General features: G+C 64.2%; 20 protein-coding genes and 1 tRNA gene. 7 read left to right on the top strand and 14 right to left on the bottom strand.

The features are described from left to right. Positions 1 to 128: 128 nt before the first annotated feature. The 9 genes from QA649_RS14930 to QA649_RS14970 form a co-directional block, all read right to left on the bottom strand. Positions 129 to 1,364: an ABC transporter substrate-binding protein gene (locus QA649_RS14930; protein ID WP_283024851.1), complete on the bottom strand. Its 1,236-nt coding sequence runs from the start codon at positions 1,362 to 1,364 to the stop codon at positions 129 to 131. A gap of 39 nt (positions 1,365 to 1,403) precedes the next feature. Then, positions 1,404 to 2,885, bottom strand: a complete 1,482-nt coding sequence (locus QA649_RS14935) for an ATP-binding cassette domain-containing protein (protein WP_283024852.1) — start codon at positions 2,883 to 2,885, stop codon at positions 1,404 to 1,406. Then, complete coding sequence (locus tag QA649_RS14940) at positions 2,885 to 3,811, bottom strand: branched-chain amino acid ABC transporter permease (protein WP_283024853.1); 927 nt, start codon at positions 3,809 to 3,811, stop codon at positions 2,885 to 2,887. Before QA649_RS14940 ends, QA649_RS14935 begins: the two co-directional genes overlap by 1 nt. Position 3,812: 1 nt before the next feature. Further along, a complete protein-coding gene (locus QA649_RS14945) occupies positions 3,813 to 4,688 on the bottom strand; it encodes a branched-chain amino acid ABC transporter permease (RefSeq protein ID WP_018640780.1) in 876 nt (291 codons plus the stop codon). Between the two features lie 98 nt (positions 4,689 to 4,786). After that, entirely contained in the window at positions 4,787 to 4,921 is a 135-nt protein-coding gene (locus QA649_RS14950; RefSeq protein WP_283024854.1) for a hypothetical protein, read from the bottom strand. Positions 4,922 to 5,295: 374 nt separating this feature from the next. Further along, positions 5,296 to 6,393 carry an FAD-dependent oxidoreductase gene (locus tag QA649_RS14955; protein WP_283024855.1) on the bottom strand — a complete coding sequence of 366 codons (1,098 nt, stop codon included), beginning with the start codon at positions 6,391 to 6,393 and terminating at the stop codon, positions 5,296 to 5,298. A 58-nt stretch (positions 6,394 to 6,451) separates the two neighbouring features. Next, entirely contained in the window at positions 6,452 to 7,573 is a 1,122-nt protein-coding gene (locus QA649_RS14960; protein ID WP_283024856.1) for a D-alanine--D-alanine ligase family protein, read from the bottom strand. A gap of 135 nt (positions 7,574 to 7,708) precedes the next feature. Beyond that, entirely contained in the window at positions 7,709 to 8,350 is a 642-nt protein-coding gene (locus QA649_RS14965; RefSeq protein ID WP_283024857.1) for a glutathione S-transferase family protein, read from the bottom strand. A gap of 142 nt (positions 8,351 to 8,492) precedes the next feature. Next, the gene (locus QA649_RS14970) at positions 8,493 to 9,725 is read right to left on the bottom strand and encodes an SMP-30/gluconolactonase/LRE family protein (protein ID WP_260389131.1); all 1,233 of its coding nucleotides are present in this window, start codon (positions 9,723 to 9,725) and stop codon (positions 8,493 to 8,495) included. A gap of 274 nt (positions 9,726 to 9,999) precedes the next feature. Here QA649_RS14970 and QA649_RS14975 point away from each other — a divergent pair, with 274 nt between their 5' ends. The 5 genes from QA649_RS14975 (at position 10,000) to QA649_RS14995 (ending at position 14,836) form a co-directional block, all read left to right on the top strand. Next, positions 10,000 to 10,263: a hypothetical protein gene (locus QA649_RS14975; protein WP_283024858.1), complete on the top strand. Its 264-nt coding sequence runs from the start codon at positions 10,000 to 10,002 to the stop codon at positions 10,261 to 10,263. A 643-nt stretch (positions 10,264 to 10,906) separates the two neighbouring features. Next, positions 10,907 to 12,469 carry a 2-isopropylmalate synthase gene (locus QA649_RS14980; RefSeq protein ID WP_283024859.1) on the top strand — a complete coding sequence of 521 codons (1,563 nt, stop codon included), beginning with the start codon at positions 10,907 to 10,909 and terminating at the stop codon, positions 12,467 to 12,469. A gap of 287 nt (positions 12,470 to 12,756) precedes the next feature. After that, the gene (locus QA649_RS14985) at positions 12,757 to 13,761 is read left to right on the top strand and encodes a TRAP transporter substrate-binding protein (protein ID WP_283024860.1); all 1,005 of its coding nucleotides are present in this window, start codon (positions 12,757 to 12,759) and stop codon (positions 13,759 to 13,761) included. Between the two features lie 209 nt (positions 13,762 to 13,970). Then, positions 13,971 to 14,579, top strand: coding sequence for a Spy/CpxP family protein refolding chaperone (locus QA649_RS14990; protein WP_283024861.1), 609 nt, complete (start codon positions 13,971 to 13,973; stop codon positions 14,577 to 14,579). Between the two features lie 181 nt (positions 14,580 to 14,760). After that, a tRNA-Lys gene (locus tag QA649_RS14995) sits at positions 14,761 to 14,836 on the top strand. 255 nt (positions 14,837 to 15,091) lie between these two features. Here the strand turns inward: QA649_RS14995 and QA649_RS15000 are convergent. Together QA649_RS15000 and QA649_RS15005 are read right to left on the bottom strand one after the other, a co-directional pair. Continuing rightward, on the bottom strand, positions 15,092 to 15,943 hold the full coding sequence (locus tag QA649_RS15000; RefSeq protein WP_283024862.1) for an alpha/beta hydrolase: 852 nt from the start codon (positions 15,941 to 15,943) through the stop codon (positions 15,092 to 15,094). Between the two features lie 31 nt (positions 15,944 to 15,974). Continuing rightward, positions 15,975 to 16,553 carry a TetR family transcriptional regulator gene (locus tag QA649_RS15005; RefSeq protein WP_283024863.1) on the bottom strand — a complete coding sequence of 193 codons (579 nt, stop codon included), beginning with the start codon at positions 16,551 to 16,553 and terminating at the stop codon, positions 15,975 to 15,977. 204 nt (positions 16,554 to 16,757) lie between these two features. Between QA649_RS15005 and QA649_RS15010 the strand changes: the two genes are divergently transcribed. Both QA649_RS15010 and QA649_RS15015 read left to right on the top strand, forming a co-directional pair. Continuing rightward, the gene (locus QA649_RS15010; RefSeq protein WP_283024864.1) at positions 16,758 to 17,861 is read left to right on the top strand and encodes an efflux RND transporter periplasmic adaptor subunit; all 1,104 of its coding nucleotides are present in this window, start codon (positions 16,758 to 16,760) and stop codon (positions 17,859 to 17,861) included. Next, entirely contained in the window at positions 17,861 to 20,971 is a 3,111-nt protein-coding gene (locus tag QA649_RS15015; protein WP_283024865.1) for an efflux RND transporter permease subunit, read from the top strand. Before QA649_RS15010 ends, QA649_RS15015 begins: the two co-directional genes overlap by 1 nt. Before the next feature lie 408 nt (positions 20,972 to 21,379). Here QA649_RS15015 and QA649_RS15020 read toward each other — a convergent pair whose 3' ends face one another. From QA649_RS15020 to QA649_RS15030, 3 genes are read right to left on the bottom strand one after another with little or no spacing between them, the layout of a single operon-like run. After that, positions 21,380 to 24,532, bottom strand: a complete 3,153-nt coding sequence (locus tag QA649_RS15020; RefSeq protein WP_283024866.1) for a multidrug efflux RND transporter permease subunit — start codon at positions 24,530 to 24,532, stop codon at positions 21,380 to 21,382. Then, the gene (locus QA649_RS15025; protein WP_283024867.1) at positions 24,529 to 25,770 is read right to left on the bottom strand and encodes an efflux RND transporter periplasmic adaptor subunit; all 1,242 of its coding nucleotides are present in this window, start codon (positions 25,768 to 25,770) and stop codon (positions 24,529 to 24,531) included. The genes QA649_RS15020 and QA649_RS15025 overlap by 4 nt, the downstream gene beginning before the upstream one ends. A 39-nt stretch (positions 25,771 to 25,809) precedes the next feature. Beyond that, positions 25,810 to 26,052 carry a hypothetical protein gene (locus QA649_RS15030; protein WP_283024868.1) on the bottom strand — a complete coding sequence of 81 codons (243 nt, stop codon included), beginning with the start codon at positions 26,050 to 26,052 and terminating at the stop codon, positions 25,810 to 25,812. Between the last annotated feature and the right edge of the window lie 34 nt (positions 26,053 to 26,086).

Consider the following 26,086-nt stretch of genomic DNA (forward strand, 5'->3'; position numbering starts at 1 on the left):
AGATCGCAGGATGGGTCCTTTGATGCCAGCGGGCCAGTTGCGTTCTTCACAAAGCGAAGGCCCGCCGCGTTAATGCGACGGGCCTTGCCGGGGACGTTTGGCTGCCGGGTGCGCGCCGGCGCCGGACGTTACTGCGACAGCTTCACGAAGTTCGGAAACTTCATCTTGCCTTCGGCGATCTTCTCCGGCCAGACCACGACCTGCTTGCCGTCCTGCCACTGGAAGACGAGGCCGGTGATCGTGCCCGGCCCGGACTTGATGCCGTGGGTGAACTCGTCGTTCTTGCCGTAGAACTGGATCTGGCCGATCGTGCCCTCGTAGTCGGTCTTCTCGAGCTCGGTGACCATCTTATCGGGATCGGTCGAGCCGGCGCGCTTGATCGCGTCGGTGATGATGTAGACCTCGTCATAGGCGGTGTAGCCGGTATAGGCCGGCGGCGAGCCGAACTTGGCCTTGAAGGCGGCTGCGAACGGCTTTGTCTTGGAGGTCACGGCGACGTCGGGCGTTGCCACCGCGAGCGACGGCACGCCGTCGGCGGCGCCATTGGTGTCCTTCCAGAAGGTCGGGCTCAGCGCCTGCGCGCTGATGCCGAACATCGGGATCGGCACCTGCTGGTTCTTCCACTGCACGGTCGGCTGCACGCCGACATGCGAGATGCCGGTCACGATCACGTCGGGCTTCTTGCCTTCGATGTTGTTGAAGATCGGTGTGAAGTCGGTGGTGTCAGGCGAGAAGCGCACATGCTCGACCACCTTGAGCCCGGCCTTGGGCAGGCAGGCCTCGTAGCCGACGTCGAGCGGCTTGGTCCAGGCGGCATCCTCGCTCATGATCGCGACCGTCTTGAACTTGAGCTTGTCGACGAGGAGGTCCTTGGCGGCGTCGCAGACGAGCTGGGCCTGGGCGGCCGAGGTCAGATAGCCGTGGAAGGTGTACTTGTTCTTCTCGTAGTCGTTGTGGATCGCCTTGGTGATCTCGTTCGAGGCCGCACCGGGGGTGATCAGTGGCATCTTCAGCCGCGCCGCCCAGGGCTCGAGCGCCAGCACGACCTCGCTGATGTAGCTCGCGATCACCGCGGAGACCTTGTCCTCGCTCACCGCGCGCTGGAACGCTCGCACGGAATCGGCCGAGGAGCTCTTGTTGTCGTAGGTGACGATCTCGACCTTGCGGCCGAGGATGCCGCCCTTGGCGTTGATCTCGTCGGCGGCGATCTGCGCGCCGCCCGGCGTTGCCGCGCCCGCGATCGACTGCACCTCGGCGATGACGCCGATCTTGATCGGATCGTTCGACTGGGCGTAGGCGGGCGCGGCGAGGCACAATGCCAGCGCGGAGGCGAGGAAGCTGCTGCCGAGAACTGAAGGTCGCATGGTCGTTTCCTTTCTATGTTTCTTGTTGATGTCGAGGACTTACAGAAAATCGGCGCCGGCTTCGCTTGCGAAGCGGCCGGGATCGCCCTCCCAGACGATCCGGGCGTGTTCGAGCACATAGACGCGGTCGGCGTGCGGCAGCGCGAAGGTCACGTTCTGCTCGCCGAGCAGCACCGTGATCGCCGTGGTCTGCCGCAGCTTGGTCAGTGCCTTCGACAATTGCTCGAGGATGACGGGGGCAAGGCCCAGCGTCGGCTCGTCCAGGATCAGGATCTGCGGCTGCATCATCAGCGCGCGTCCGATCGCGAGCATCTGCTGCTCGCCGCCCGACAAGGTCTGTGCCATCTGGCCCTGGCGCTCCTTGAGGATCGGGAACAGCTCGAACAGCCAGGCGAGCTGCGCGGCGCGCTTGTCGTCGGCGAGGTGCTGGCCGCCGAGGTCGAGATTCTCCCGCACGCTCATCTCGCCGAACAGCTCGCGCGATTCCGGGCACTGCACGAGCCCGCTGCGGGCGATCTTCGCCGGGCTGGTGCCGCGCAGCCTGTCGCCACCGCGGACGATTTCGCCGCTATAGGGCAGGAAGCCGGAGATGGTGTTGAACAGCGTGGTCTTGCCGGCGCCGTTGAGGCCGACCACGGAGACGAACTCGCCCTCGTGGACATGGATCGAGACGTTCTCCAGCGCCTGCGCCTTGCCGTAGAACACGCTGACATTCTCGACCTGGAGCAGCGGCACCTTGTCCTTGAAGCTGGTCTCGGGCCGGGCATGGGTCTCGATCGCGCCGCCGAGATAGACCCGGCGTACGGTCTCGTTTCGCATGACGTCCTCGGCCTTGCCGGTGACGATCTCCTCGCCGAGATACATCGCGAGCACGCGGTCGACGAGCGCGGCGACGCTCTTGACGTTGTGGTCCACCAGCATCACGGCGCGGCCGTCGTCGCGAAAGCTGCGGATCAGGTCGGAGAAGATGTCGACCTCGGCCCGCGTCAGCCCGGCAAAGGGTTCGTCCACCAGCACGACCTTGGGATCGCGGGCGATGGCTTTGGCGAGCTCGAGCCGGCGCAGGTCAGCGAAGGGCAGCGTCGGCGGGCGGCGGTTCATGACGTTGCCTAAGCCCACGCGCTCGGCGATCCATTTGGCGCGCTCGACCAGCGCCTTGTCCGGAAACAGCATGAACAGGCTGTCCGGCAAGAGCGCCACCATGATGTTCTCCAGCACGGTCTGCCGGTTCAGCGGCCGCGAGTGCTGGAACACCATGCCGAAGCCCTTGCGCGCGATCTTGTGCGCGGGCAGGCCGGCGACGTCCTCGCCCTCGAAGATCACTTCGCCCGAGGTTGGGCGCTCGATGCCCATCACGCTCTTCATCGCGGTCGACTTGCCCGAGCCGTTCGGTCCGATCAGGCCGAAGATCTCGCCGCTGTTGACCTCGAAGCCGAGGTTCTTCACCGCGGTCAGTCCGCCGAAGCGCTTGGTCAGGCCACGGACTTCGAGCACGGCGCGGTTTGAAAGCCTCATATCCATCACGAGCGAGCCTCGCGCGAGAGGGCCGCTCCGAGGAAGCCGCCGGGGAAGAACAGCACGACGAGCAGGGCGACCGCCGAGACGATGAAGGTCGCGAGCTCGCCGGTGGGCCTTAAGAATTCGCCGGCGACGATCAGGAAGATCGCACCCAGCGCCGCGCCGAGCACGGTGCGTCGGCCGCCGAGCACGGCCGAGACGATCACGTTGACGCCGACCGCGACGTCGACGACGGTGCCGACCGAGGCGGTGCCGAAGTAGAACACCAGCAGCGCCCCCGACAGACCCGAGAAGAACGCAGAGACGATGAAGGCCGCGAGCTTGTGCTTGACGATGTTGAAGCCGAGCGCGCCGGCCTGCACCGGATCCTGGCCGCTGGCCTGCAGCACGAGTCCAACGGGCGATTGCGACAGGCCATAGAGAATCGCGGCCGAGATGGTCATGAAGCCGAGCGCAATCCAGTAATTGGTGCCGGCATTGATGCTGATGACGTCGGGGATGGTGAGCCCGATCTCACCGCCGGTGAGGTCGGCGAACACGACGATGAAGTTCTGCAGCATCAAGACCGCGACCAGCGTGGTCAGGCCGAAATAGGGGCCTCGCACCCTGAGCGCCGGCAGCGCCAGCACGAGGCCCGCGACGACGGAGGCGAGCGCGCCGAGCAGGATGCAAGCATAGACCGACCAGCCGAACTGGGCGTTGAGGATGCCGGCAGTGTAGGCGCCGACGCCGATCAGGAAGGTCGGGCCGAAATTGACCTCGCCGGCAAAGCCGAACAGCAGGTCCCAGGCCATCGCGAACACGCCGAAATAGAAGGCGACGGTGAGCAGGCCGAGCACGTAGCCGGAGACATAGAGCGGCAACGTCGCCGCGATCACGACCAGCGCCAGCGAGATGAAGAACAGACGCGAGGTGAAGAAGGTGGACATCTCAGCGCCTCCCCAGAAGGCCCTGGGGCCGGATGTACATCACGAACACGAGCAGCAAGAGCGCCGGGATGGTGCGATAGGCCGGCGAGACCAGATAGGCCGTCAGCGTTTCGAGATAGCCGACCACGAAGGCCGCAATCAGCGAGCCGGAGACGCTGCCGAGGCCGCCGAGCACGACGATCGAGAACGCGCTCGCGGTCAGCGGTCCCACGCTGTAGGAGCTGACGCCGAGGAACATGCCGAGCAGCACGCCGGCGATGCCGGCGAGGATGCCGTAGATCGCCCAGACCACGATGTAGATGTTGGTGAGCTCGAGGCCGAGCAGCGTCACGCCGCGCGGGTTCATCGAGGCCGCCAGCACCGCTTTGCCGGTGCGGGTGCGGTTCACCAGCAGCCACAGCAGCGCGATGACGAGGCAGCAGACGATGGCGGTGAAGATTTCATTCCGCGGCGTGCGGACGCCGAGGATCTCGACCACGCCCTCGACGATCGGCAGTACGGTCTTGGCGTTGTTGGTGAAGAAATAGGCGATCAGCTCCTGGATCATGATGCCCCAGAGCAGCGTTCCCGTGAGGACGAAGATCTCCTTCTCCTCGTTCGGGATGCGCCGGGAGTCCTGGATCGGCTTCACCACCGCGAAATAGGTGGCAAACGCCGTGAGGAGGGCGACACCGACGCCGATCAGCGCGCCAGCATAAGTGCCGACGCCGAGGATGCTCGCGGCGGCCCAGGCGGCGACGGCTGCAGCCACCATGATGGCACCATGGGAGAGGTTGAGGACGCCCGAGACGCCGAAGATCAGCGTGAAGCCGGTGGCACCGAGGGCGTAGAGAGCGCTGATGGCAAAGCCATCGATCAAGATCTGGAAAGCTCGCATAGATGATTGACCAGGCAGACGAGCTGCCTCCTTGAGGGACGGTGCTGGATGGAGCGCATGTGAATGCTTCCAGGCTCACGCCCGGAGAGCAGTCCCGATCAGCCTGTGATGGGTTTGACGAGGCTCGGAGGCCGGACGTTGGCCTTTGCGCCGGCCTTTGCGACGTGCTTCGGCACGCCGGTCGCGGTCATGTCGCACGCGATACGCAACGCAACAGAGAGTCGTTTCTTCATCTTGTTCTCTCCCTTTGAACAGGCCTCTTATGAGCCATTGTGTCGCGACTATACCGGCCGAGGCTTTCTCGGCAAGTGAAACTGCATTCAGGATTGTGGGAGGCGGACTAAAGTCTATCGCGGTGTAAATTGCAGGCAAAAGAGGCGCGAGACACTGATCGTGCGCAGGCATGCAGATTCCGTCGACGGGCATGCGTGAGTGTCAACGGCTGTGAACGATCGGCGCGCCGCGATGTCGTCAAGCGTTCAGCATGCTTGAAGCTCCTGTAGCCCGGATGGAGCGAAGCGCAATTCGGGGTTCTCACCAACGGGCACTGAGGTCCCGGATTTCGCTTCGCTCCATCCGGGCTACAAGAAAGCGAACTGTTGGCGGTTCAGCGTGCTTGCAGCAGGGATGGATCGAGCGGTGTCAGCCGGGCGGGATCGAATGGCGACAAATCAACCTCGCGCGTTGCGCCGTCGGCGATCAAGCCCGCCAGGGCTTCTCCGGTGGCGGGTGCGTTGAGGATGCCCCAGACATTGTGTCCGGTCGCAACATAGAGGCCTTCGCTCTGTGGCACCTTGCCGATCAGCGGCAAGCCGTCCTGCGTCACCGGACGGAAACAGGCTTGCTGCGCGATGATCCTTTCGGGACGGAACAGCGGTGACAGCCGCTCCGACATGCCTTGCAGCCGCGCGATCGCATCAGCGTCCGGCGTCACGGCGGCGGGATCGAGCGGCAGCGGTGCGATGTCGGACAGGGCCGTGATGTGCGTGCTGCCATCGGCGCGCGGAAAGACCTCGATCGAGACCGCGCTGCCGCCGTCCTCATACTCCAGGAACAGCGCGTCGGCCGGCACGTCGGCGGCGGTGTCGTAGACGATGCTCGGGCTGCGCTGGCCGTAGACGGCGGGCAGGCTCATCCATTGCGCCGCGAGCAGCGACCACGGCCCCATGGCGATCACGACGGCATCAGCCGCGATGACGCGACCTTCGACCTCGACACCGGTCGCGCGATCGCCATCGCGCACGAGGCCGGTGACGCGGCCTGGGCGAAGCTGCGCGCCGAGCGCGAGCGCTGCGTCCATCACGGCCGACGTGAACTTGCGGGGATGAATGATCGCAGTCGTCTTCGTCGTGCCAATGCGCTGTGTGATGACGACACCGTCGCTGAGCCAGCCAAGCGCGGATGGTGCATCCCGGCGCGCGTCACCGTCGGACGCGACGAAACCGCTATAGGCGGCCATCGGCCGGTAGCCCCAGTCGCCCGCGATTTCCTCCGGCAATTGCGCGTGAAGCGCAAAGCTGCGCCGCGCGAAAGCATCGAGCGGCGTGCCGGCACACCAGTCGCGCGCCAGGAAGCCGCCGGCCTTGCCGGACGCGGCGGCCGCGACTTCGGTCCGTTCCACCACGATCACGTCGATGCCGCGGCGGCGCAGGAAATAAGCGGTGCAGGCTCCGATCACGCCGGCGCCGCAGACCACAACGCGCATGATGGGCTCCCTGGCTCGCGTCAATTCCCGGGTCGCTTGGCTCCCGAGCGGAGACAACCTAGCTCGCGTAACCCCGTTCCAGCGATTGCCGCTGCCGGTGCCGGTCCAGCGCCAGATCGACGAGGCGGGTCAGCAACTCGCCATAGGGGACGCCCGAGGCTTCCATCATCTTCGGATACATGCTGATCGACGTGAAGCCGGGGAGGGTGTTGATCTCGTTGAAGCAGAACTCTCCGCCCTGCCGGTCGAGGAAGAAGTCGACGCGCGCGAAGCCATTGCATTCGAGCGCCGCAAACACCCGCGTCGCCAGCGACCGCACGCGCTCCATCTGTGCTTCATCCAGCCTGGCCGGAAGGTCGACCCGGGCGCCGTCGGGATCGAGATACTTCGCCTCGTAGGAATAGAACTCGTGATGGGCATTGGGGTTCAGCTCGCTGGCGAGGCTCGCGAACAGCGTCTCGCCCTCGAGCACAGCGACCTCGATCTCGCGCGCGTCGATGCCCTGCTCGACCAGCACCTTGACGTCATAGCGAAATGCATCGTCGAGCGCGGCTGCGAGTGCATCCCAATCCTTCACCTTGTGAATGCCGACGCTGGAGCCCATGTTGCACGGCTTGACGAAGACCGGAAGGCTCAGGCCCTCGGCCGCCTTCGCAAGCGATGAAGATCGGTCCTGAACGAAGGTCTTGCGGGTGAGCACGCGATAGGGCGCGACCGGAATGCCGGCGAATTCAGCGAGCCGCTTGGCGACATCCTTGTCCATGCTGACGGCGGAGGCGAGAACGCCGGATCCGACATAGGCGACGTCAGCCAATTCCAGCAGGCCCTGCACGGTGCCGTCCTCGCAAAGCGGGCCGTGGATGACCGGAAAGACGACGTCGATTTCGAGCGGGTCCATCGTCCCTGCGGTTACAGGCATGAGAGCGACGCGTCCATCAGGTTCTCTGGCGAGCCGTATCTCCGGCGCGTTGGACAGGATCGGCAAGGACGTCGTCTGCGCCTGATCGAGCGAGCGAAGATCGTTCCATTGCCACCGACCTTCCTTGTCGATGGAGACCGGGATCACCTCGAAGCGGCTGCGGTCGAGATGCCTGAACACCGAGGCCGCCGATTTCAGCGAGACCTCATGCTCACCGGACCTGCCGCCATAGAGAACAACGACGCGAATTTTGTCTGCCATGGCTCAATTATCACGCGCTCCGTCCGGAAGTCACCTGCTGCCTGCGGAAGACCACCGCCCCCCAATTGGTGGACGCCCATCAGGAACTCTTCGCCACTACTCAATCAGCGCTTGGCCGCTCCGATGAAGCGAGCACTACAATCCCGGTGATCTCGCCGCCCAAGCCTTGGTGGCCTGGCAACTTTCCATCGCTCGGGCGTAGGCAGGGCGTGCCGTCGTGCGAGCGAGATAGTCCCGCTCGGTAGAACCGGGGACGTAGTTGCCAGTTCGCAGGCCGAGCAGGAGGGCGTAGCTCACCGAGATATCGGCAGCAGTGAACCGGTCGCCGGCGAGATAGGGGCAATCCGCGAGGCGGCGGATAACCAACCCCAGCCGGCTCTCGAAGGTCTCGAGTGCCCAGCAGGTAACCCGGGCATTTCGCTCGGCTTCGGGCGCCAGTTGGCGACCGACAAGGACGGCATTCATCGGCCCGGCGAGCCCGGCCTCGCCTAAGTGGAGAAATTGCAGATAAGAAGCGAAGGCGGGATCATCAGGGGCGACGGCAAGCGAACCTGAGCCGTGGCGGGCGAGCAGGTACTCAAGAATCGCGATCGATTCGACCATGATCGTCTCGCCATCCTGCAGTGCCGGAATGAAGCCGGCGGGGTTGATCGCGAGGAAATCGCGATCCTTCTCTGCCGCCAGCAGATCGACCGGCCGCAGCCGATAAGCCAACCCTAATTCCTCAAGCAGCCAAACAACACGGAAGCCACGACCTTCGCCATAGACGGTGAGCATAGTTAGGCGTTCCTAGATTGGGTTAGACGAGGTCATTGGACGGACGGTGACTGTCACTTCGTTATCTCCGTGAACGATCGGCTTCATATTTGAGGCGCCAGCGGGGGTGCGCTGACGCCTCGTCGCATTCAGCTTGTATCGCTCAGCCCGGCCCCGCGCCTTGCGTCGCCGTATACACGGCATAGAGCGACTGGCTCGCGGCCATGAACAGGCGGTTGCGCTTGGGGCCGCCGAAGCAGACGTTGCCGCAGACTTCCGGCAGACGGATGCGGCCGAGCAGCTTGCCCTCCGGCGACCACACCGTCACGCCGCTGTAGCCGACGGCGCGGCCGGCGTTGCTGGAGGCCCAGAGATTGCCGTTGACGTCGCAGCGCAGGCCGTCGGGCCCGCACTTCACGCCGTCGATCACGCAATCGCTGAACTTCTTCAGGTTCGAGAGCTTGTTGTCCGTGCCGACGTCGAAGACAAAAATCTCGCCTTTGCCGCCCGGGCCGGTATCGCCGGGTCCCTTGCCGGTCGAGGCGATGTAGAGCTTCTTGTAGTCGGGCGAGAAGCACAGGCCGTTCGGATCGGGCACCTGGTCCTCGGTGACGACGAGATCGATGCGGCCGGAGGGATCGATGCGGTAGCAGTTGGTCGGCAGCTCGCGCTTGCCCGGCACGAAGCCGGCCGGCTGTCCGATCCGCGGATTGAGCTTGCCGCCCGCATTGCTCGGACCGCCCGCGACGTCAGGCTCGCCTTCGTAGAGCTGGCCGCCATAGGGCGGATCGGTGAACCAGTAGCTGCCGTCGGGATGCGCCGCGATGTCGTTCGGCGAGTTCAGCCGCTTGCCCTGATAGGAATCCGCCAGCACCGTGGCGGTGCCGTCATGCTCATAGCGTGTCACCCGCCGCGTCAGGTGCTCGCAGGAGAGCTGGCGGCCCTGGAAGTCGAAGGAGTTGCCGTTGGAGTTGTTGGAGGGCGAACGGAATACGCTGACGCGGCCGTCATCCTCGGTCCAGCGCATTTGCCGGTTGTTGGGAATGTCGCTCCAGAGCAGGTACCGTCCCTGTGCGCTCCACGCCGGACCTTCCGCCCACAACAGGCCGGTATAGAGGCGCTTGATCGCGGTGTTGGGCTGCGCGAGATCGTTGAAGGACGGATCGACCGCGACGATGTCGGGGTCCCAGAAATAGGTGGTCGGCGCGCCGTTCGGGCCGAAATCGCGCGGCGGCGTCGTGATCGTCGTCGGCGGTGCGGCAGGCCCGGTCTGGGCCAGCGCGGGGCCGGCCATTGTGGCCGCGGCGCCGAGCGCCAATCCCCGGACAAGTGTTCGTCGTGAAAGCGCAGCATCCTGCGCACGCTGCTCCTGCTCAGGAGCCTCCTGGCGTGTCATCGCATCCTCCCGGTCGTGTTCGGCTGGCCGGTTGATCCGGCCAAGCGAGGCGAAGGTTAGTCCGGTCCGCGTCAGGTTGCGAGGGGCAGGTTCGCAGCCTCCGCGCGATGCCGCGAGATCGCCGCAACATTGCCGCATTGCGGCTGCGCCTGATGCAGGGCGACAATTCGCCTCGCCCGCGGGCTGTTAACCGGGGCCGGTTTTGGGGTCTGTCAAGCCTTGACCTCGCGCGCGATGCTGGCAGAACGGGGCGGGGCAATTTCCGGAGTTCACTGTGTTAGCCGTTGTTGCACTGGTCATTGCGCTCGCCGTCGCGTTCGCCGCCGGCTATTTCACCCGCGATCGTGTCTCCCGCAAACGTCGGGCGGAGGCGCAGCGCTGGCGCGAATATAGCGAGCCGGACTGGTTGCGCGCCGCCGCGCCCGCCAACACCAACGAAGCTGCGAATTCCAACGCAGTTGCGAAGGTAGCCACCGGCGAACTCGGCCAGATGCTGGATCGCTGGGAGAGCAGGGCCCGCGCCCGCCGCGCGGGATAGCTCGACGTTGCTCCCCAGTTCGGATGGAGCGAAGCACAATCAATCCGGGCCTTTAGTATCGCGAGGACGCGGAGGCTATCGCGAACTCTCCTGTATCACCGTCACCCTGAGGTGCGCGCCTTACGGCGCGACTGCGCCTCGAAGGGCGACGGCCCGGATACATCTCGGCCGTTCATCCTTCGAGGCTCCCGGCACGATGCTGATCGCATCGCGCCACTCGCACCTCAGGATGACGGGGCTGATGGGACGCTTGCTGAGGGAGGCACGGGTCGACCTCCAACCAGGTCAGCCTTCCTGACCATCTTTTGGCGTTGCAGTTGCGCCCGTTTCTCGTCTAGAAACAGGCGCATCGAGCCTCCCGGCAACCAACCGTCAACGGTTTTGACCGAGGATTTGAGGGCTCAAAAGGGTCTGGCAATGCTGATTCGCGGCCAAATCGATGGGATTTCGAAGGAGGTGGCTCTGGCCGCCGCCACGATCCCGGCCGCGCTGCCCACCCTCCTTCTTGGCGGGCTTCTTCTTAGCTGCCCCTGAGGGCCGGCTGGGCGCAACGCGCCTGGGCGCTCAGGGGCTGGTCGAGATCACCGGACACCTCAGGCGCCCAGAAGACTGACGGCGCCAAAAGCTCAAAAGGAAATTTGCAATGGCCCCCGCGAACAAGTCCGACAAGGACCGCGTCATCATTTTCGACACCACGCTGCGCGACGGCGAGCAGTGCCCCGGCGCCACCATGACCTTCGAGGAGAAGCTCGAGGTCGCCGAGCTGCTGGACGATATGGGCGTGGACGTCATCGAGGCCGGCTTCCCGATCACCTCGCAGGGTGACTTCGAAGCGGTGAGCGAGATCGCCCGCCGCTCCAAGAATTCCGTCATCGCCGGCCTGTCCCGCGCGCATCCGGCCGACATCGACCGCTGCGCTGAAGCGGTGAAGTTCGCCAAGCGTGGCCGCGTCCACACCGTGATCGCGACCTCGCCGTTGCATATGCGGGTGAAGCTGAACAAGACGCCGGAAGAAGTGCTCGAGACCTCGGTTGCGATGGTCGCGCGCGCCCGCAACCAGATCGACGACGTCGAATGGTCGGCCGAGGACGGCACCCGCAGCGAGATGGATTTCCTCTGCCGCATCGTGGAGGCCGTGATCAAGGCTGGCGCCACCACGGTGAACATCCCCGATACCGTCGGCTACACGGTGCCGGAGGAATACACCCACTTCATGAAGACGCTGATCGAGCGCGTGCCGAACTCGGACAAGGCGGTGTTCTCCGTGCACTGCCATAACGACCTCGGCATGGCCGTGGCGAACTCGCTGGCCGGCATCGTCGGCGGCGCGCGCCAGGTCGAGTGCACCATCAACGGCATCGGCGAGCGCGCCGGCAACGCTGCGCTCGAAGAGATCGTGATGGCGATCAACGTGCGCAACGACAAATTCCCCTACTGGAACAAGATCGACACCACGCAGCTGACCCGCGCCTCGAAGGTGGTGTCGGCGGCGACCTCGTTTCCGGTCCAGTACAACAAGGCGATCGTCGGCCGGAACGCCTTCGCGCATGAGAGCGGCATCCATCAGGACGGCGTGCTGAAGGACGCCTCGACCTACGAGATCATGCGGCCCGAGATGGTCGGCCTGAAGCAGTCCTCGCTGGTGCTCGGCAAGCACTCCGGCCGTCACGCCTTCGTGCACAAGCTGGAGGAGATGGGCTACAAGCTCGGTCCGAACCAGCTGGAAGATGCGTTCACGCGGATGAAGGCGCTCGCCGACCGCAAGAAGGACATCTACGACGAGGACATCGAGGCGCTGGTCGACGAGGAGATGGCGGCCTCGCACGACCGCATCAAGCTGACCTCGCTGACCGTGATCGCCGGCACCCATGGCCCGCAGCGCGCGACCATGAAGCTCGACGTCGACGGCCAGATCAAGATCGAGGAAGCCGAGGGCAACGGTCCTGTCGATGCGGTGTTCAACTGCATCAAGCGCCTGGTGCCGCACGAGGCCAAGCTCGAGCTGTACCAGGTTCACGCGGTCACCGAAGGCACCGACGCACAGGCGGAAGTCTCGGTGCGGCTGTCGCAGGACGGCCGCTCGATGACGGCGCGCGCGGCGGACCCGGATACGCTGGTGGCCTCGGCCAAGGCCTATCTGGGCGCACTAAACAAGATCGTCATGAAGCGCCAGCGCGACACGGTGACGACGGCGGCGGCGAGCTGAGAAGCACCGCTGCGAGTTGTTGCACCTCTCCCGCTTGCGGGAGAGGTCGACGCGAAGCGGCGGGTCAGGGTTCTCTCCTCGGAGAATGTCCCGGAGCGGAGACACCCTCTTCCCAGCCTTCTCCCGCAAGTGGGAGAGGGGGCGCACCAGCGCTTGCGGCGTTCATCATGAATAGCTGCCCTGCTAAGGGCCAATAGCGGCTCCGTCTCCCAGCCGCTATTGATGCAGCCGGAGCAACGATTGGCCGCCTGCGCGCCGGGCGGCCCAAAAAACAACGGGGAGAGACTATGCGCACCTTCGCGATCGCCGCGTCCATCGCGGTCCTGGCACTTGGCCTGACCGGGCCGGCACTGGCGCAGTCGCCGATCATCATCAAGTTCAGCCACGTCGTCGCCACCGACACGCCGAAGGGCAAGGCGTCGGAGAAGTTCAAGGAACTCGCCGAGAAGTACACCGGCGGCAAGGTCAAGGTCGAGGTCTACCCGAACTCGACGCTGTACAAGGACAAGGAAGAACTCGAGGCGCTGCAGCTCGGCAGCGTGCAGATGCTGGCGCCGTCCAACTCCAAGTTTGGCCCGCTCGGCATCCGCGAGTTCGAGGTGTTCGACCTGCCCTACATCCTGCCCGACCTGAAGACGCTGCGGAAGGTGACGGAAGGCCCGCTTGGGCTCCGCCTTCTCAAGCTGCTGGATACCAAGGGCATCACCGGCCTTGCCTATTGGGACAACGGCTTCAAGCAGATGAGCGCGAACAAGAAGCTGATTGCGCCCGCCGACTATCAGGGCGTCAAGTTCCGCATCCAGTCCTCGCGCGTGCTGCAGGCCCAGTTCAAGACGCTCGGCTCGCTGCCGCAGGTGATGGCTTTCGGCGAGGTCTACCAGGCACTGCAGACCGGCGTCGTCGACGGCCAGGAGAACACCTGGTCGAACATCTATACCCAGAAGATGCACGAGGTGCAGAAGTACATCACCGAGACCAATCACGGCTACATCGGCTACGTCGTGATCGTGAACAAGAAGTTCTGGGACGATTTGCCGGCCGACATCCGCGACCAACTGTCGAAGGCGATGAAGGAAGCGACCGACTTCAACAACGCGCAGTCGCAGAAGGAAAACGACGACGCGCTCGCCGAGATCAAGAAGAGCGGCAAGAGCGAGATCATCAAGCTCACGGGCGCGCAGGACGAGGCGATGCGCAAGGCGATGGAGCCGGTCTACAAGGACGCCGCGGGCCGCGTCGGCCAGCCGCTGATCGACGAGTTCCTGAAGGAAGCCAAGAGCACGACGAACTGACGCGCGCGTGCGCGGATAAATAATGCATGAACAGAGGGCTTCCGTGTCGGCACGGAAGCCCTTTCTGTTGCAAATCATTTCAGTATGCATCTGAACGGACATTCACGGCAGTTACATCTGCGTAAGAACGCGCTCCCTGTCCAAGTTGTAAGTTGCGCGTCAGCCTCCTCGCGCTCATCCTTGCGGGCATCCTTCCAGAGGAGGTTCGGATGAAGAAGTTCACCATCGCCGCCATCGCCGCGCTCAGCATTGCCGGCTCGGGCGCGGTTTATGCCCAGTATCATCGCCCGTGGATGGAGCACTTCCGCCACATCCGCATGAATCCGGAAGACCGCGCCGCCTTCGTCGACGCGCGGATCGCCGCCGTCCACGCCGGGCTGAAGCTCAACGCCGATCAGGAAAAGCTGTGGCCGCCGGTCGAGGCCGCCGTGCGCGACTTCGCCAAGCTGCGCATCGATCGCGCCAATGCGCGCATGAATGCCGGCCCAGGTGACGCAAACAGGGATGCCGACAAGCCGGACGATCCGATCGCCCGCCTGCGCCAGCGCGCCGAGGACATGGGCGCCAGTTCCGCCGCCCTGAAGAAGATCGCCGATGCCGCCGACCCGCTCTACAAGACCCTGGACGAGGGCCAGAAGCGGCGCCTCGCCGTGCTGACCCGCCACCGCGGCCCGTTCGGCGGCGGCGAGGACGGCCCGCCCCACCACTTCATGGGACGCGGCATGGACCGGATGATGGAGAGGGGCATGGAGCACTTCCACCGGGACCGTTTCGACCGCGACGGCAGCCCGGACCGGGATCGCGAGGGCCGGCTCTGAGCCACCCCGTATTTTCCGAGGGATTTAACCTTGGATCAGCTTTGGCGAAGCCGCTGGAATCCAGCGGCTTTTCGCTTTTTGGGACCTTTGGAAGAACCTTGGAAAACATGCGCCACATCGCTTGCCAGACCCGGATCGCTTTGCTAAACGACCGGCCTCGCAAGGCTTTGACCGGCCTTTCGGGCGCATAGCTCAGTTGGTAGAGCAGCTGACTCTTAATCAGCGGGTCCCAGGTTCGAGCCCTGGTGCGCCCACCATTTTAAAGCCCTGCTGATGCAGGGTTTTTTCATGCCGGACAGCAGGCAAAGTGCCGTCTCGTACGACGCTTTTTGTGGGCGGACGTCGCACGGTACGATTGTTGTGCGACCTTATTTCTTTGCTTCTGTATCACCCCATTCGATAGAGCGCGCAGATGCGATGGTACAGGTCGATCATGTGCCCGTCGTAGAATGGGATACTAGGGCGAGCAAAGCGGTGAACCTGATCGCACATCCTTGCGTTGATCATTGCCGTCATTCGGTCTCCACTATCACGCGAGCCAGCTCCGATGGATTCTCAACAGCTGAGAAGTGGCCGGTATTCTTGAGCGCCACCATCTGTGAAGCAGGAATCAGCGACTGTGTGCGTTCGCGTTCGTCCGGCCGAGACCAATCGCTATCGCCATAAATGAGCGTCACGGGCGCTGAGATCTGCCGATAGTAATCGCGTGCCTTGCTCCAGGATCGCCAGCCAGCCAGCACCTTGCGCGCGATCCGCTTGTATCCCGGACGGCGGGCCACTTCATTGAACTCGGCAAGCAAATCCGCCGGCAGTTTGCGTGGGTCGTGATATCCGCCGCCCATGATCTTGCCGAGGACCATCTTGTTTTCGAGCGAAGCATTGATCGCGCCGAGCACCGGGATCTGCAGACTTCCGATGATGAAGTTCGCGAACCAGTTGCCGCGTCGAATGCCGTCGCCGTAGCGGGTCTCATAGTCGTAGGGGTTGATCGCAAAGACCCGCTTCACCCGCTGCGGAAGGGACGCCGCCACTGTGAGGGCCAATGCCCCGCCGATCGATTCGCCAACGAGCGTCACGTCCGAGAGGTCCAGCTCCTCGATGAAGCGTATGACGGCCCGCCTGAAGTAGGGTTCATCGAAGCTTGCGCTTGGATCGATGGGTGAGTGTCCGTGACCCGGAAGGTCAATGGCGTACACCGTGTGCGATTCGGCGAGGAGGGGCGCAAGACCGCGGAAATATTCGAGCTGCGTCCGGATCGTATGTATGAGGAGCAGCGGAGGCCCGCTGCCGGTCTTTTGAAAACGTACGCTTAGCTCATCCGATATCTTCAGCAAACTTGGTTTGGCTTCAGTCATGCTGAGCATTCGATCTCTCCGTGCTTCGAGGGGCGCGCTTTCAAGCGGCAGCGACGTCGCGAACCTGTTCGGCAGCGGCATCCAAAAGCGCCTGAGCCAGATCAGGGTCGTTGACGACGCGCGACAGCGTCACCGCGCCGACCATCGTTGCGAGAATGGCCATGGCCTTGCCGCGCGAGGCCTCCTCGCCGGTCCCGGCGATGAAGCGGCCGATCACGTCAAGATGCGCTTTGATTCCCGCTTCGAATTCCGCCTTCACGTCAGGGCCTTGTCGGGCGGCATCTGCGCCGAGCGCCACGATCGGGCAGCCGTCCATCTTCTCTCCGCGATGGTCGCCACTGAGGTAGAACCTAATCACCGCGCCGAGCGGATCGTCAGGATGTGCCGCAGCCGCGTCTGACCATCGTCCGGATGCGCTCTCCAATGCACGCTTGGACGCCTCCACCGCCAGATCCTCTTTGGATGCGAACTGCTTGTAGAAGGCGCCTTGGGTCAGCCCGGCCCCCTTCATCAGGTCCTTCAGCCCGATGCCGTCAAAGCCGCGCTCCCTGAAGAGGCGACTGGCCACATTGATCACGGTTTGGCGGTTCTCGGCCGCCTGGGTGCGACTCACTCGCATCGTGGATCTCCATTTGGATTTCGTTCGACTTCTATATTCGATATAGAGTTCGAGCGCAATCTATCAATCCCCAAGCCTGGATTTGCAGCGTTTGACCAAAAGGGAATGGGGGTCACGTTCCCGTTAGCGATCAAAAATAGATTGCGGTCGACATCTAAGAGGATTATAGAGGTCATATGAAATCTAATTCCAGAGGAGCGGGTCATGAAGAGGGGTATTGCGGTATTAGCTGGTATTTTGGTGCCGGCGGGGGTGGCGACCTTCGTTGCTCTTGCGATTCCTGCCCATGAAGCCTCTGCGGTTAGCGACCCGCGGCAGGAGCCGCCGATGGTCCGTCTGGTGACGGCCGCGCGAGTCGGCGGATCCGAACGTGGCTTCACCGGGACCATCGGCGCCAGAGTGGAAAGCAATCTCGGTTTTCGCGTCGCCGGGAAGATCGTCGAACGACTCGTGAATGTCGGTGAGCAGGTCAAATCCGGCCAGCCGCTGATGCGGATCGACGAAACCGACCTCCGCCTGGCGGTCACAGCGAAGCGCAACGCCGTCGCTGCTGCGCGTGCAGTTGTCGTTCAGACCGACGCCGACGAGCGGCGCTACGCCAACCTGGTGAACGACGGATGGACTTCCAAACAGCGCTACGAGCAGGCGAAGGCCGCATCGGACACCGCCAAAGCGCAGCTTGCCGCTGCGGAAGCCGAAGCAGGCGTCGCCGAGAACCAGGCGACCTATTCCGTCCTGGTGGCGGATGCGGACGGAACCGTCACCCAAACGCTGGGCGAACCGGGACAAGTGGTCTCTGCCGGCCAAGCGGTGGTTCGGCTGGCGCAGTCCGGTCCTCGCGAAGCTGTGGTCGCTCTTCCCGAAACGATGCGGCCGGCGATCGGTTCGCTCGCCGAGGCAAGCCTCTATGGCAGCGACGGGCGCCGCTATACCGCACATCTTCGGCAGTTGTCGGATTCCGCCGATCCTCAGACCCGCACCTATGAGGCCCGCTACGTGCTCGATGGTGAGGCCGCTGCGGCACCGCTGGGCGCGACGGTTACCATTCGGCTTGCAAGCCAGGTTGGTCAGCCGGAAGTCCAGGTGCCGCTGGGCGCCGTGCTCGATGACGGCAGAGCGACCGGCGTTTGGGTCTTCGACAGCGCCACCTCGACCGTCCGCTTGCAGCCCGTCAAGCTTCTGCGAGTGACCAGCGAAACGGCCGTTATCTCCGGATCGAACTCCGGCGACCAGATTGTTTCATTAGGTGCTCATCTCCTGCATGAGGGCGCGCGCGTCAGGACTGCCTCCGAAACCAGGAGCAACTGATGAGCTTCAATCTTTCCGCGGTCGCTGTTCGCGAGCGGGCCGTCACCCTGTTCTTCATCCTGCTGTTGGCCGCCGCGGGCGCCTATGCCTTCTTCAAGCTCGGGCGGGCCGAGGACCCGTCCTTCACCATCAAGACGCTGACGGTCACGACGGTTTGGCCCGGCGCGACGGCACGCGAGATGCAGGACCAGGTCGCCGAGCCCCTGGAGAAGCGGATTCAGGAACTGACCTGGTACGACCGGGTGGAGACGACCACGCGGCCCGGTTATGCGTACATGACGGTAACGCTGAAGGACAGCACGCCGCCATCGAGCGTGCAGGAAGAGTTTTATCAGGCCCGCAAGAAGCTCGGAGATGAAGCGCGCAAGCTGCCTTCTGGCGTGCTGGGCCCGTTCGTCAACGACGAATATTCGGATGTGAGCTTCGGACTCTACGCCCTCAAGGCCAAGGGCATGCCGATGCGCGAACTTGCGCGGCAAGCCGAGGTCATCCGACAGGACCTCCTGCACGTGCCCGGCGTCAAGAAGATCAATATCCTCGGCGAGCGTCCCGAACAGATATTCGTCGAGTTTTCCTATGCCAAGCTGACGACCCTCGGCGTATCGGCAACGGATATCGTTGCCGCCTTGCAGCGGCAGAACACGTTGACCCCGGCAGGCTCGATCGACACCAAGGGGCCGCAGGTCTTCATCCGGGTGGACGGCGCTTATGACAGCGTCCAGGCGATCGCCGACACGCCGATCGTCGCTGCCGGGCGAACGCTGAAGCTTTCCGACATTGCCGAGGTGCGCCGCGGCTACGAGGATCCGCCCACCTACATCATCAGGCACCAGGGTGAGCCCACCATCATGCTCGCGGCGGTGATGCAGGAGGGCTGGAATGGTCTGGCACTCGGCAAGGCGCTGGAGGAGAGGTCCGCAGCGATCGCTGGGACATTGCCACTCGGGATGACCCTGGCCAAGGTCAGCGACCAGGCCGTCAACATCACCTCGGCGGTCGACGAATTCATGATGAAGTTCGCGATGGCGCTCGGCGTGGTGCTGCTGGTGAGCCTGCTCAGCCTCGGCTGGCGCGTCGGCATCGTCGTCGCGGCGGCCGTCCCTCTGACGCTCGCCGTCGTGTTCCTCATCATGCTGGAAACCGGCCGGTTCTTCGACCGCATCACGCTCGGCGCTCTCATCCTGGCGCTCGGTCTTCTCGTCGACGACGCCATCATCGCGATCGAGGTGATGGTGGTGAAGATGGAAGAAGGCATGGACCGCATCTCGGCGGCGGCCTATGCGTGGAGCCACACCGCCGCGCCGATGCTGTCCGGAACACTCGTGACGATCGCAGGCTTCCTGCCGGTGGGCTTTGCGCGCTCGACCGCCGGCGAATATGCCGGCAACATCTTCTGGGTCGTGGGGTTCGCCCTCATCGTCTCCTGGATCGTCGCGGTGATCTTCACGCCCTATCTTGGCGTCAAGATGCTGCCTGCGATCAAGCCGGTGGAAGGCGGTCATCACGCGATTTACGGCACACCCAACTATCAGCGCCTGCGAGGCCTCATCACCCTCGCGGTCCGTCACAAGTTCCTGACCTGCAGCATCGTCGCCGTCGCCTTCGCGCTTTCCGTCGTCGGCATGGGTGGCGTCAAGCAGCAGTTCTTCCCGACCTCCGATCGCCCGGAAGTGCTGGTGGAGGTTCGCCTGCCGGAAGGCACCAGCATCGAGACGACGACGGCCACCGTCGAGAAGCTCGAAGGTTGGCTGCACGATCAACCCGAGGCCAAGATCATCACGAGCTATGTCGGTCAGGGTGCGCCGCGCTTTTTCTTCGCGATGGCGCCGGAACTGCCCGATCCGGCCTTCGCAAAGATCGTCGTGCTGACGCCCGACGCAGAGGCGCGCGAGGCTTTGAAGCACCGGCTCCGACAAACCGTGTCGCAGGGCCTTGCACCCGAGGCCAATGTGCGCGTCACCCAACTCGTGTTCGGACCTTACACGCCTTTCCCGGTGGAGTTCCGGATCATGGGGCCGGATCCCGCTCAATTATATGCCATCTCTCAGAAGGCTCTCAAGGTCATGCGTGGCGTTCACGACGCGCGGCAGGCAAATCGGGATTGGGGCGATCGCACCCCCGTGCTCCGCTTCATCCCGGATCAGGATCGCCTAAACCTGATCGGCCTGTCGCCGGCCGAGGTGGGCCGTCAACTCCAGTTCCTGCTCACCGGCATCGCCGTGACGCAGGTTCGCGAGGACATCCGCAATGTCCCGATCGTGGCACGCAGCGCCGGCGGCGAACGGCTCGATCCGGCGCGTCTGGCGGATTTCTCATTGATGAGCAGGGACGGCCGCGCGATTCCGCTCGACCAGGTCGGCCATTCGGAAATCCGGCTCGAAGAGCCGATCATGAAGCGGCGCGATCGCACGCCGGTCGTCACCATTCGCTCCGATATCAATGAGGCGACCCAACCCCCGGAGGTTTCCAAGGAGATCAAGACGGCCCTCCAACCGCTGATCGCATCCCTTCCGGCTGGCTATCGTATCGAGTTGGGCGGGTCGATCGAGGAAGCAACCAAGGCCAATGACGCGTTGGCGACGATCTTCCCGGCCATGATCGCCGCGATGCTGATCGTCGTCATGCTGCAGGTGCGATCCTTCTCGACGATGGCGATGGTCGTCCTGACCGGACCGCTCGGCCTTGTCGGCGTCGTGCCTGCGTTGCTCCTCTTCAACCAGCCGTTCGGGTTCAACGCGATTCTGGGCCTGATCGGACTGGCCGGCATTCTGATGCGCAACACTCTGATCTTGACCGAACAGATCAAGGAGAACCTTGCCGCCGGACTTGACGACTATCACGCCGTCATCGAAGCCACGGTGCAACGCACGCGGCCGGTGATCCTCACCGCATTGGCCGCCGTCTTGGCCTTCATCCCGCTCACGCATTCCGTTTTCTGGGGATCGATGGCCTATACGCTGATCGGCGGCACCGCGGTCGGAACGGTTCTGATCCTGCTGTTCCTTCCCGCGCTCTATGCCGCGTGGTTCCGGATCAAGCCGACTGCAGATGATATGCACGATGCTTCGCACGATAAGCCGGAATTGCGATCAGCATTGGCTGCGGAGTAAGGCTCTGTTGCTCCAATGGATCGTTCGGTCCGAATGGGAAAAGAGCCCGAGTAATCAGCGCGACGTAGGATGATCGTGCGACGAATGCCCATTCTCGGCGGAGAGGTCCAACGGTGCGACGGGCAAGTCATTGATTGTACTCAACCCGTCGCTGACTCTTAATCAGCGGGTCCCAGGTTCGAGCCCTGGTGCGCCCACCATAAAATCAGATGCTATCAGCATTTGTGGATCGGAACGCTCTCTTCGATTGGGGGGCCGGCTTGCTCCGTCTTGTTCCTCTCCGGAGGACAGATTGCGAAAGATCTCCGCGCTTTTTCGCTCATCGCACGGACCGGGTGCGGCGTGCGGGCTGAAGGTCGTTTTCGGGCGACGGGTATGACGGATGCAATGGGCATCGTCGAAGCCCGGCTAGACCGCATTGCGGTCGGGCGAAGTCGGCCGATGGCTTGATTTGAAAGCCGCTTTCGTGCGCTCGCGGACGCGTTGAAAGACCACATAGAGCATCGGCACCAGGAATATCCCGATCGAGCTTGCGGCCAGCATGCCGGCAAACACCGCCGTGCCCACCGCGCGACGGCTGAGCGCGGCAGCGCCCGTTGCGACGACGAGCGGCAGCAGGCCGAGGATGAAGGCGGCCGAGGTCATCATGACGGCACGAAAGCGCATATGGGCGCCCTGGACGGCGGCCTCATCGAGCGCCATGCCCGCCTCGCGCTGCTCCTTCGCGAATTCGACGATCAGGATGCCGTTCTTGGCGGCGAGGGCGATCAGGACCACCAGGCCGATCTGGCCATAGAGATCGAGGTTGAGTCCCGCGACCTTGATGCCGAGATAGGATCCGAGCACGCCGACGACGACCGAGAGCAGCACGGGGATGGGGATCACCGTGCTCTCATAGAGCGCGACCAGGAACAAATAGGCGAACAGGACGGCGAGCATCAGCACGATTCCGGTCTGGCCGGCGGCCTGTTGCTCCTGATAGGCGGTGCCGGTCCATGCGAACGTGTAGCCCGACGGCAGCACGGCATCGGAGATCCCGGTCATGGCAGCCATCGCGGTGCCCGAGGAGATGTTCGGCGCCGGGCTGCCGTTGACGGTCACCGAGCGGTAGTTGTTGTAGCGGGTGATGACCTGCGGTCCGGTGACGATCTTCAGCCCCGCCAGCGATCGTAGCGGCACCATCTCGCCGGTGCTGTTGCGCACATAGATCCGCCAGATGTCCGAGGTGTCGGCCCGGTCGAACGCCTCGCCTTGAAGATTGACCTGCCAGGTCCGGCCGAACATGTTGAAATTGTTGACGTAGATGCCGCCGAGCGTGGCCTGCAACGCAGTGAAGATGTCGCTGATGGTGACGCCGAGTGCCTGGGCCTTGCGGCGGTCGATATCGAGATAGAGCGACGGGTTGGTCGCGGTGAATGTCGAGAACACGCGCGCGAGCCGTGGATCGGCATTGGCGGCGCCGATCAGCGCGTTCGTCACGCTGGAAATCGCGGCCGGACTCTGTCCCTCCAGCGCCTGCAACTGATATTCGAATCCGCCTCCGGTCGAGAGCCCGATGATCGGCGGCAGGTTGAAGGGCAGCACGTTGGCCTGTCGAATCTGCGCACCGGCTGCAAACATCCTGGCAATCAGCGCCTGCGCCGAATCCGCCGCCGCCTTTCTGTCGGCGAAGGGTTTCAGCCGCGCCACCACCAGCGCGCTGTTCGGCTCGGAGGCGCCGTCGAGCAGCGAAAAGCCGATCACCGCCAGGACATGGTCGACGGCCGGTATCTGTTTCAGGATGTCCTCGACCTGCCGCGTGACCGCGCTGGTCCGCGCCACCGATGCGCCATCGGGCAACTGCACCGAGGTGAAGAAGGCACCCTGGTCCTCTTCCGGCAGGAAGCCCGTCGGCGTGACCAGCGACAGGCCGAAGATCCCGCCGGCAAAGACCGCCACGAGCAGCAGTGACAAGGCGGCCATACGCACCAGGTGGCGGACGCCGCCGCTGTAGCGATCGCGCACCCAGTCGATCCCGCCGAGCACGCGGCCGATGAGGCCCCGACGCGGGCTGCCGTGGCGCAGCAGCAGGGCGCACAGCGCCGGCGAGAGCGTGAGCGCATTCAATGCCGAGATCATCATGGCGGCGCTGATGGTGACCGCGAACTGACGGAACAGCGTGCCCGAAATGCCGGGAATGAATGCGATCGGGACGAACACCGAGAGCAGCACCAGGGTAATGGCGATGATCGGCGCGGTGATCTGTCTCATGGCCTTCTTGCTGGCCTCCGCCGGCGACAGGTCGGGCTCTTCCGCCATGACGCGCTCGACGTTCTCCACCACGACGATGGCGTCGTCGACGACGATGCCGATGGCGAGCACCATCGCGAGCAGAGATACGGTGTTGGCCGAATAGCCGAAGGTCAGCAGGACGGCGAAGGTACCCACAAGACTGACGGGTACGGCGACGGCCGGAATCGCCGTCGCGCGAAGGTTTCCGAGGAACAAATAGACCACGACCACCACCAGAACGAACGCCTCGCCCAGTGTCCGCAACACCTCCGCGATTGTGTCGCGGACGAAACTCGTGGAGTCGTATTGCACGAGATAGCTGAGGCCTGCGGGAAACCGGGCGGACAGCCGCTGCATCGTCTCCGCCACCGCGCGCGCGGTGGTCACCGCATTGGCGCCCGGCGCGAGATAGATCGCGACCGGAACGGCGGCGCGCCCGTCGATCCGCGCTTCGCTGTCGAGATTTTGCGCGCCCATCTCCACGCGGGCGACATCCTTCACCAGCAGCGATGATCCGTCCGGATTGGCGCGCAGCACGATGTTGGCGAATTGGTCGACGGTGGCGAGCCGGCCCAGTGTCTGCACGTTGAACTGGAACTGCTGATCGTTGCTGATCGGACGCGCGCCGATACGGCCGACGGGAGCCTGGACGCTCTGCGCGCGAATTGCGGCGATCACATCGGCCGGGGTCAGGCCGAGACTGGTGAGCCGCTGCGTATCGAACCAGATCCGCATCGAATAGTTCATCTTGGCGAACAGATTGGCCTGGCCGACCCCTGGTGTGCTGGCAATCGCGTCCAGCACGTTGATGATGGCGTAGTTGGTGATGAAGAGCGGATCCTGCTGGCCATCGGCGCTGTAGAGCACCAGAAACTGCAGGATCGACGAGGACCGCTTCTGCACCGTCACGCCCTGCTGCTGCACCTCCGTGGGCAATTGCGACAGCGCGCTCTGCACGCGATTGTTGACGTTGACGGTGTTGATGTCGGGATTGGTGCCGAGCGCGAACGAGACCGTCAGCGTGTAGCTGCCGTCGTTGGCGCTGGTCGATTTCATGTACAGCGCGCGGTCGACGCCGATGACCTGAGCCTCCAACGGCTGGGCGACGCTGCTCTCCACCACTTCGGCCGAGGCGCCGGGGAAGGTCGCGGCCACGGTGACCTGAGGCGGCACGATATCCGGAAACTGCGCCACCGGAATCTGGGTGAGCGCCAGCGCGCCGGCGATGGTGATGATGAAAGCGATCACCATCGATAGCCGCGGGCGGTCGACGAAGACGTCCGATATCATGGGCTGCCGTCCGCCGGGCGTGTCGGGAGGCGGGTGCCGTGGTCGGCCGGTGGCTCCGGTCCGGTCGCTGCGCCCTTCATGCTCGACAGAATGAGTGCGCTTGCCGGATCCGGGGTGACGGTCTGGCCGGCACGAACCCGCTGCAGGCCTTCCGCGATCACCTTGTCGCCGGCCGCAAGCCCGTCGATGACCGCGGCAATCGTCGTTGTCGACTGTCCGAGCTGAATGCGCCGCTGCTCGGCCTTGTTGCCCGTGCCCACCACGAGGACGTAGTCGCCCCGTTGATCGGACAGCACCGCCGAGCGCGGGATCGCCAGCACCTCGATCGGCTGGACCCCTTCGAGCACGACGGTCACGAACTCGCCGTCCGTCAGCTCGTGGGTGATGACGCCTGCCGCGGAGGAGGCGCGCAGGATCGGATTGGCGATTTCGCCCCGCACCGTGATCGTGTCGGTGTTTTGCGCGATGCTGTTGTCGACGAAGTTCAACTTGCCGGACTGGCCGTACATGCGCCCGTCGGGCAGGCGCAATCGGATCACCACCGCCTCAAGTCCGCCTTGCGGACCGTATCGCTCGCGCAGCTCGAGTCCCTGGCGTAGCGGCACGGGAAACGTGACGTACATCGGATCCTGGCTGACGATGGTGGTCAGCACGCCGGACGAGGGGCTCACGATGTTGCCTTCCGTCACCGCCGTACGTCCGATCTTGCCGTCGATCGCCGCGCTGATCACGGTGTAGTCGAGGTTGATCTGCGAGGCCTGGACCTGCGCCTGCGCGGCCTGCACCTGGGCTTCTAGGCTGCGCTGGTTTGCAATCGCGGCGTCATAGGTCGACTGCTGTCCGGCCGGTCCGCCCAGCAGAGTCCGTGCGCGCTCCGTCGTCAGCCTTGCATTCTCCAGCGTTGCCTCGAGCTGCGCCACCTGCGCCTTCTTGGCCGCAAGATCGGCTTCGAATGGACCGCGCTCGAGGCGATAGAGCTGGTCACCTTTCTTGATCTCGGCGCCCTCGTTGAAGAGCCGCTGTTCCAGAAAAGCGGTGACGCGGGCGGCAACGTTGACCCGGTTGATCGCCTCGATGCGGCCGAGAAACTCGCTGCTCTCGGTGATCGGCCGCCGTGTCGCTTCGACGATCCCGACTGAAGGCGCAGGAGCGGCAGGCTGCGTCCGGACGGCCCCGCCGGTCAGCACGATCATGAGACCTGCCGCCAGCAATCGGATCGGGACGTCCGCATGGTTCATCGTCCGCTCCTTGCTCCAGGCTCAGAACAGCGGACTGGGTCAGTCCCGCGCGGCCCTGTCGCTGCGCGCGGGTTCGTCGTAGCCCTTGCGCTGGCTGTAGAACATCAATGCGATCAGGCCGCAGCCCGACGCCAGGATGAGGACCGCGGCCCCGGCCAGGATGACATTGCCGTAGACCGGCATCGCCGGCGTCGAGCGCCAGACCGATACGCAAAACCAGGTCGCCGCAACGAGAAGCGCGGCCAGCACGGCGGCGAGGACCCATTGGTAATTGTTGCGCACGATTCCCTCCATCACCTTGGCAAGGGCCCGGGAC

The organism is Bradyrhizobium sp. CB1717 (assembly GCF_029714325.1).
Taxonomy (GTDB): domain Bacteria; phylum Pseudomonadota; class Alphaproteobacteria; order Rhizobiales; family Xanthobacteraceae; genus Bradyrhizobium.

Bases quoted from the DNA above. Each gene is read 5' to 3' on its own strand.
- QA649_RS14930 (WP_283024851.1), bottom strand. From the start codon at position 1,364: ATGCGACCTTCAGTTCTCGGCAGCAGCTTCCTCGCCTCCGCGCTGGCA.
- QA649_RS14935 (WP_283024852.1), bottom strand. From the start codon at position 2,885: ATGGATATGAGGCTTTCAAACCGCGCCGTGCTCGAAGTCCGTGGCCTG.
- QA649_RS14940 (WP_283024853.1), bottom strand. From the start codon at position 3,811: ATGTCCACCTTCTTCACCTCGCGTCTGTTCTTCATCTCGCTGGCGCTG.
- QA649_RS14945 (WP_018640780.1), bottom strand. From the start codon at position 4,688: ATGCGAGCTTTCCAGATCTTGATCGATGGCTTTGCCATCAGCGCTCTC.
- QA649_RS14950 (WP_283024854.1), bottom strand. From the start codon at position 4,921: ATGAAGAAACGACTCTCTGTTGCGTTGCGTATCGCGTGCGACATGACC.
- QA649_RS14955 (WP_283024855.1), bottom strand. From the start codon at position 6,393: ATGCGCGTTGTGGTCTGCGGCGCCGGCGTGATCGGAGCCTGCACCGCT.
- QA649_RS14960 (WP_283024856.1), bottom strand. From the start codon at position 7,573: ATGGCAGACAAAATTCGCGTCGTTGTTCTCTATGGCGGCAGGTCCGGT.
- QA649_RS14965 (WP_283024857.1), bottom strand. From the start codon at position 8,350: ATGCTCACCGTCTATGGCGAAGGTCGTGGCTTCCGTGTTGTTTGGCTG.
- QA649_RS14970 (WP_260389131.1), bottom strand. From the start codon at position 9,725: ATGACACGCCAGGAGGCTCCTGAGCAGGAGCAGCGTGCGCAGGATGCT.
- QA649_RS14980 (WP_283024859.1), top strand. From the start codon at position 10,907: ATGGCCCCCGCGAACAAGTCCGACAAGGACCGCGTCATCATTTTCGAC.
- QA649_RS14985 (WP_283024860.1), top strand. From the start codon at position 12,757: ATGCGCACCTTCGCGATCGCCGCGTCCATCGCGGTCCTGGCACTTGGC.
- QA649_RS14990 (WP_283024861.1), top strand. From the start codon at position 13,971: ATGAAGAAGTTCACCATCGCCGCCATCGCCGCGCTCAGCATTGCCGGC.
- QA649_RS15000 (WP_283024862.1), bottom strand. From the start codon at position 15,943: ATGCTCAGCATGACTGAAGCCAAACCAAGTTTGCTGAAGATATCGGAT.
- QA649_RS15005 (WP_283024863.1), bottom strand. From the start codon at position 16,553: ATGCGAGTGAGTCGCACCCAGGCGGCCGAGAACCGCCAAACCGTGATC.
- QA649_RS15010 (WP_283024864.1), top strand. From the start codon at position 16,758: ATGAAGAGGGGTATTGCGGTATTAGCTGGTATTTTGGTGCCGGCGGGG.
- QA649_RS15015 (WP_283024865.1), top strand. From the start codon at position 17,861: ATGAGCTTCAATCTTTCCGCGGTCGCTGTTCGCGAGCGGGCCGTCACC.
- QA649_RS15020 (WP_283024866.1), bottom strand. From the start codon at position 24,532: ATGATATCGGACGTCTTCGTCGACCGCCCGCGGCTATCGATGGTGATC.
- QA649_RS15025 (WP_283024867.1), bottom strand. From the start codon at position 25,770: ATGAACCATGCGGACGTCCCGATCCGATTGCTGGCGGCAGGTCTCATG.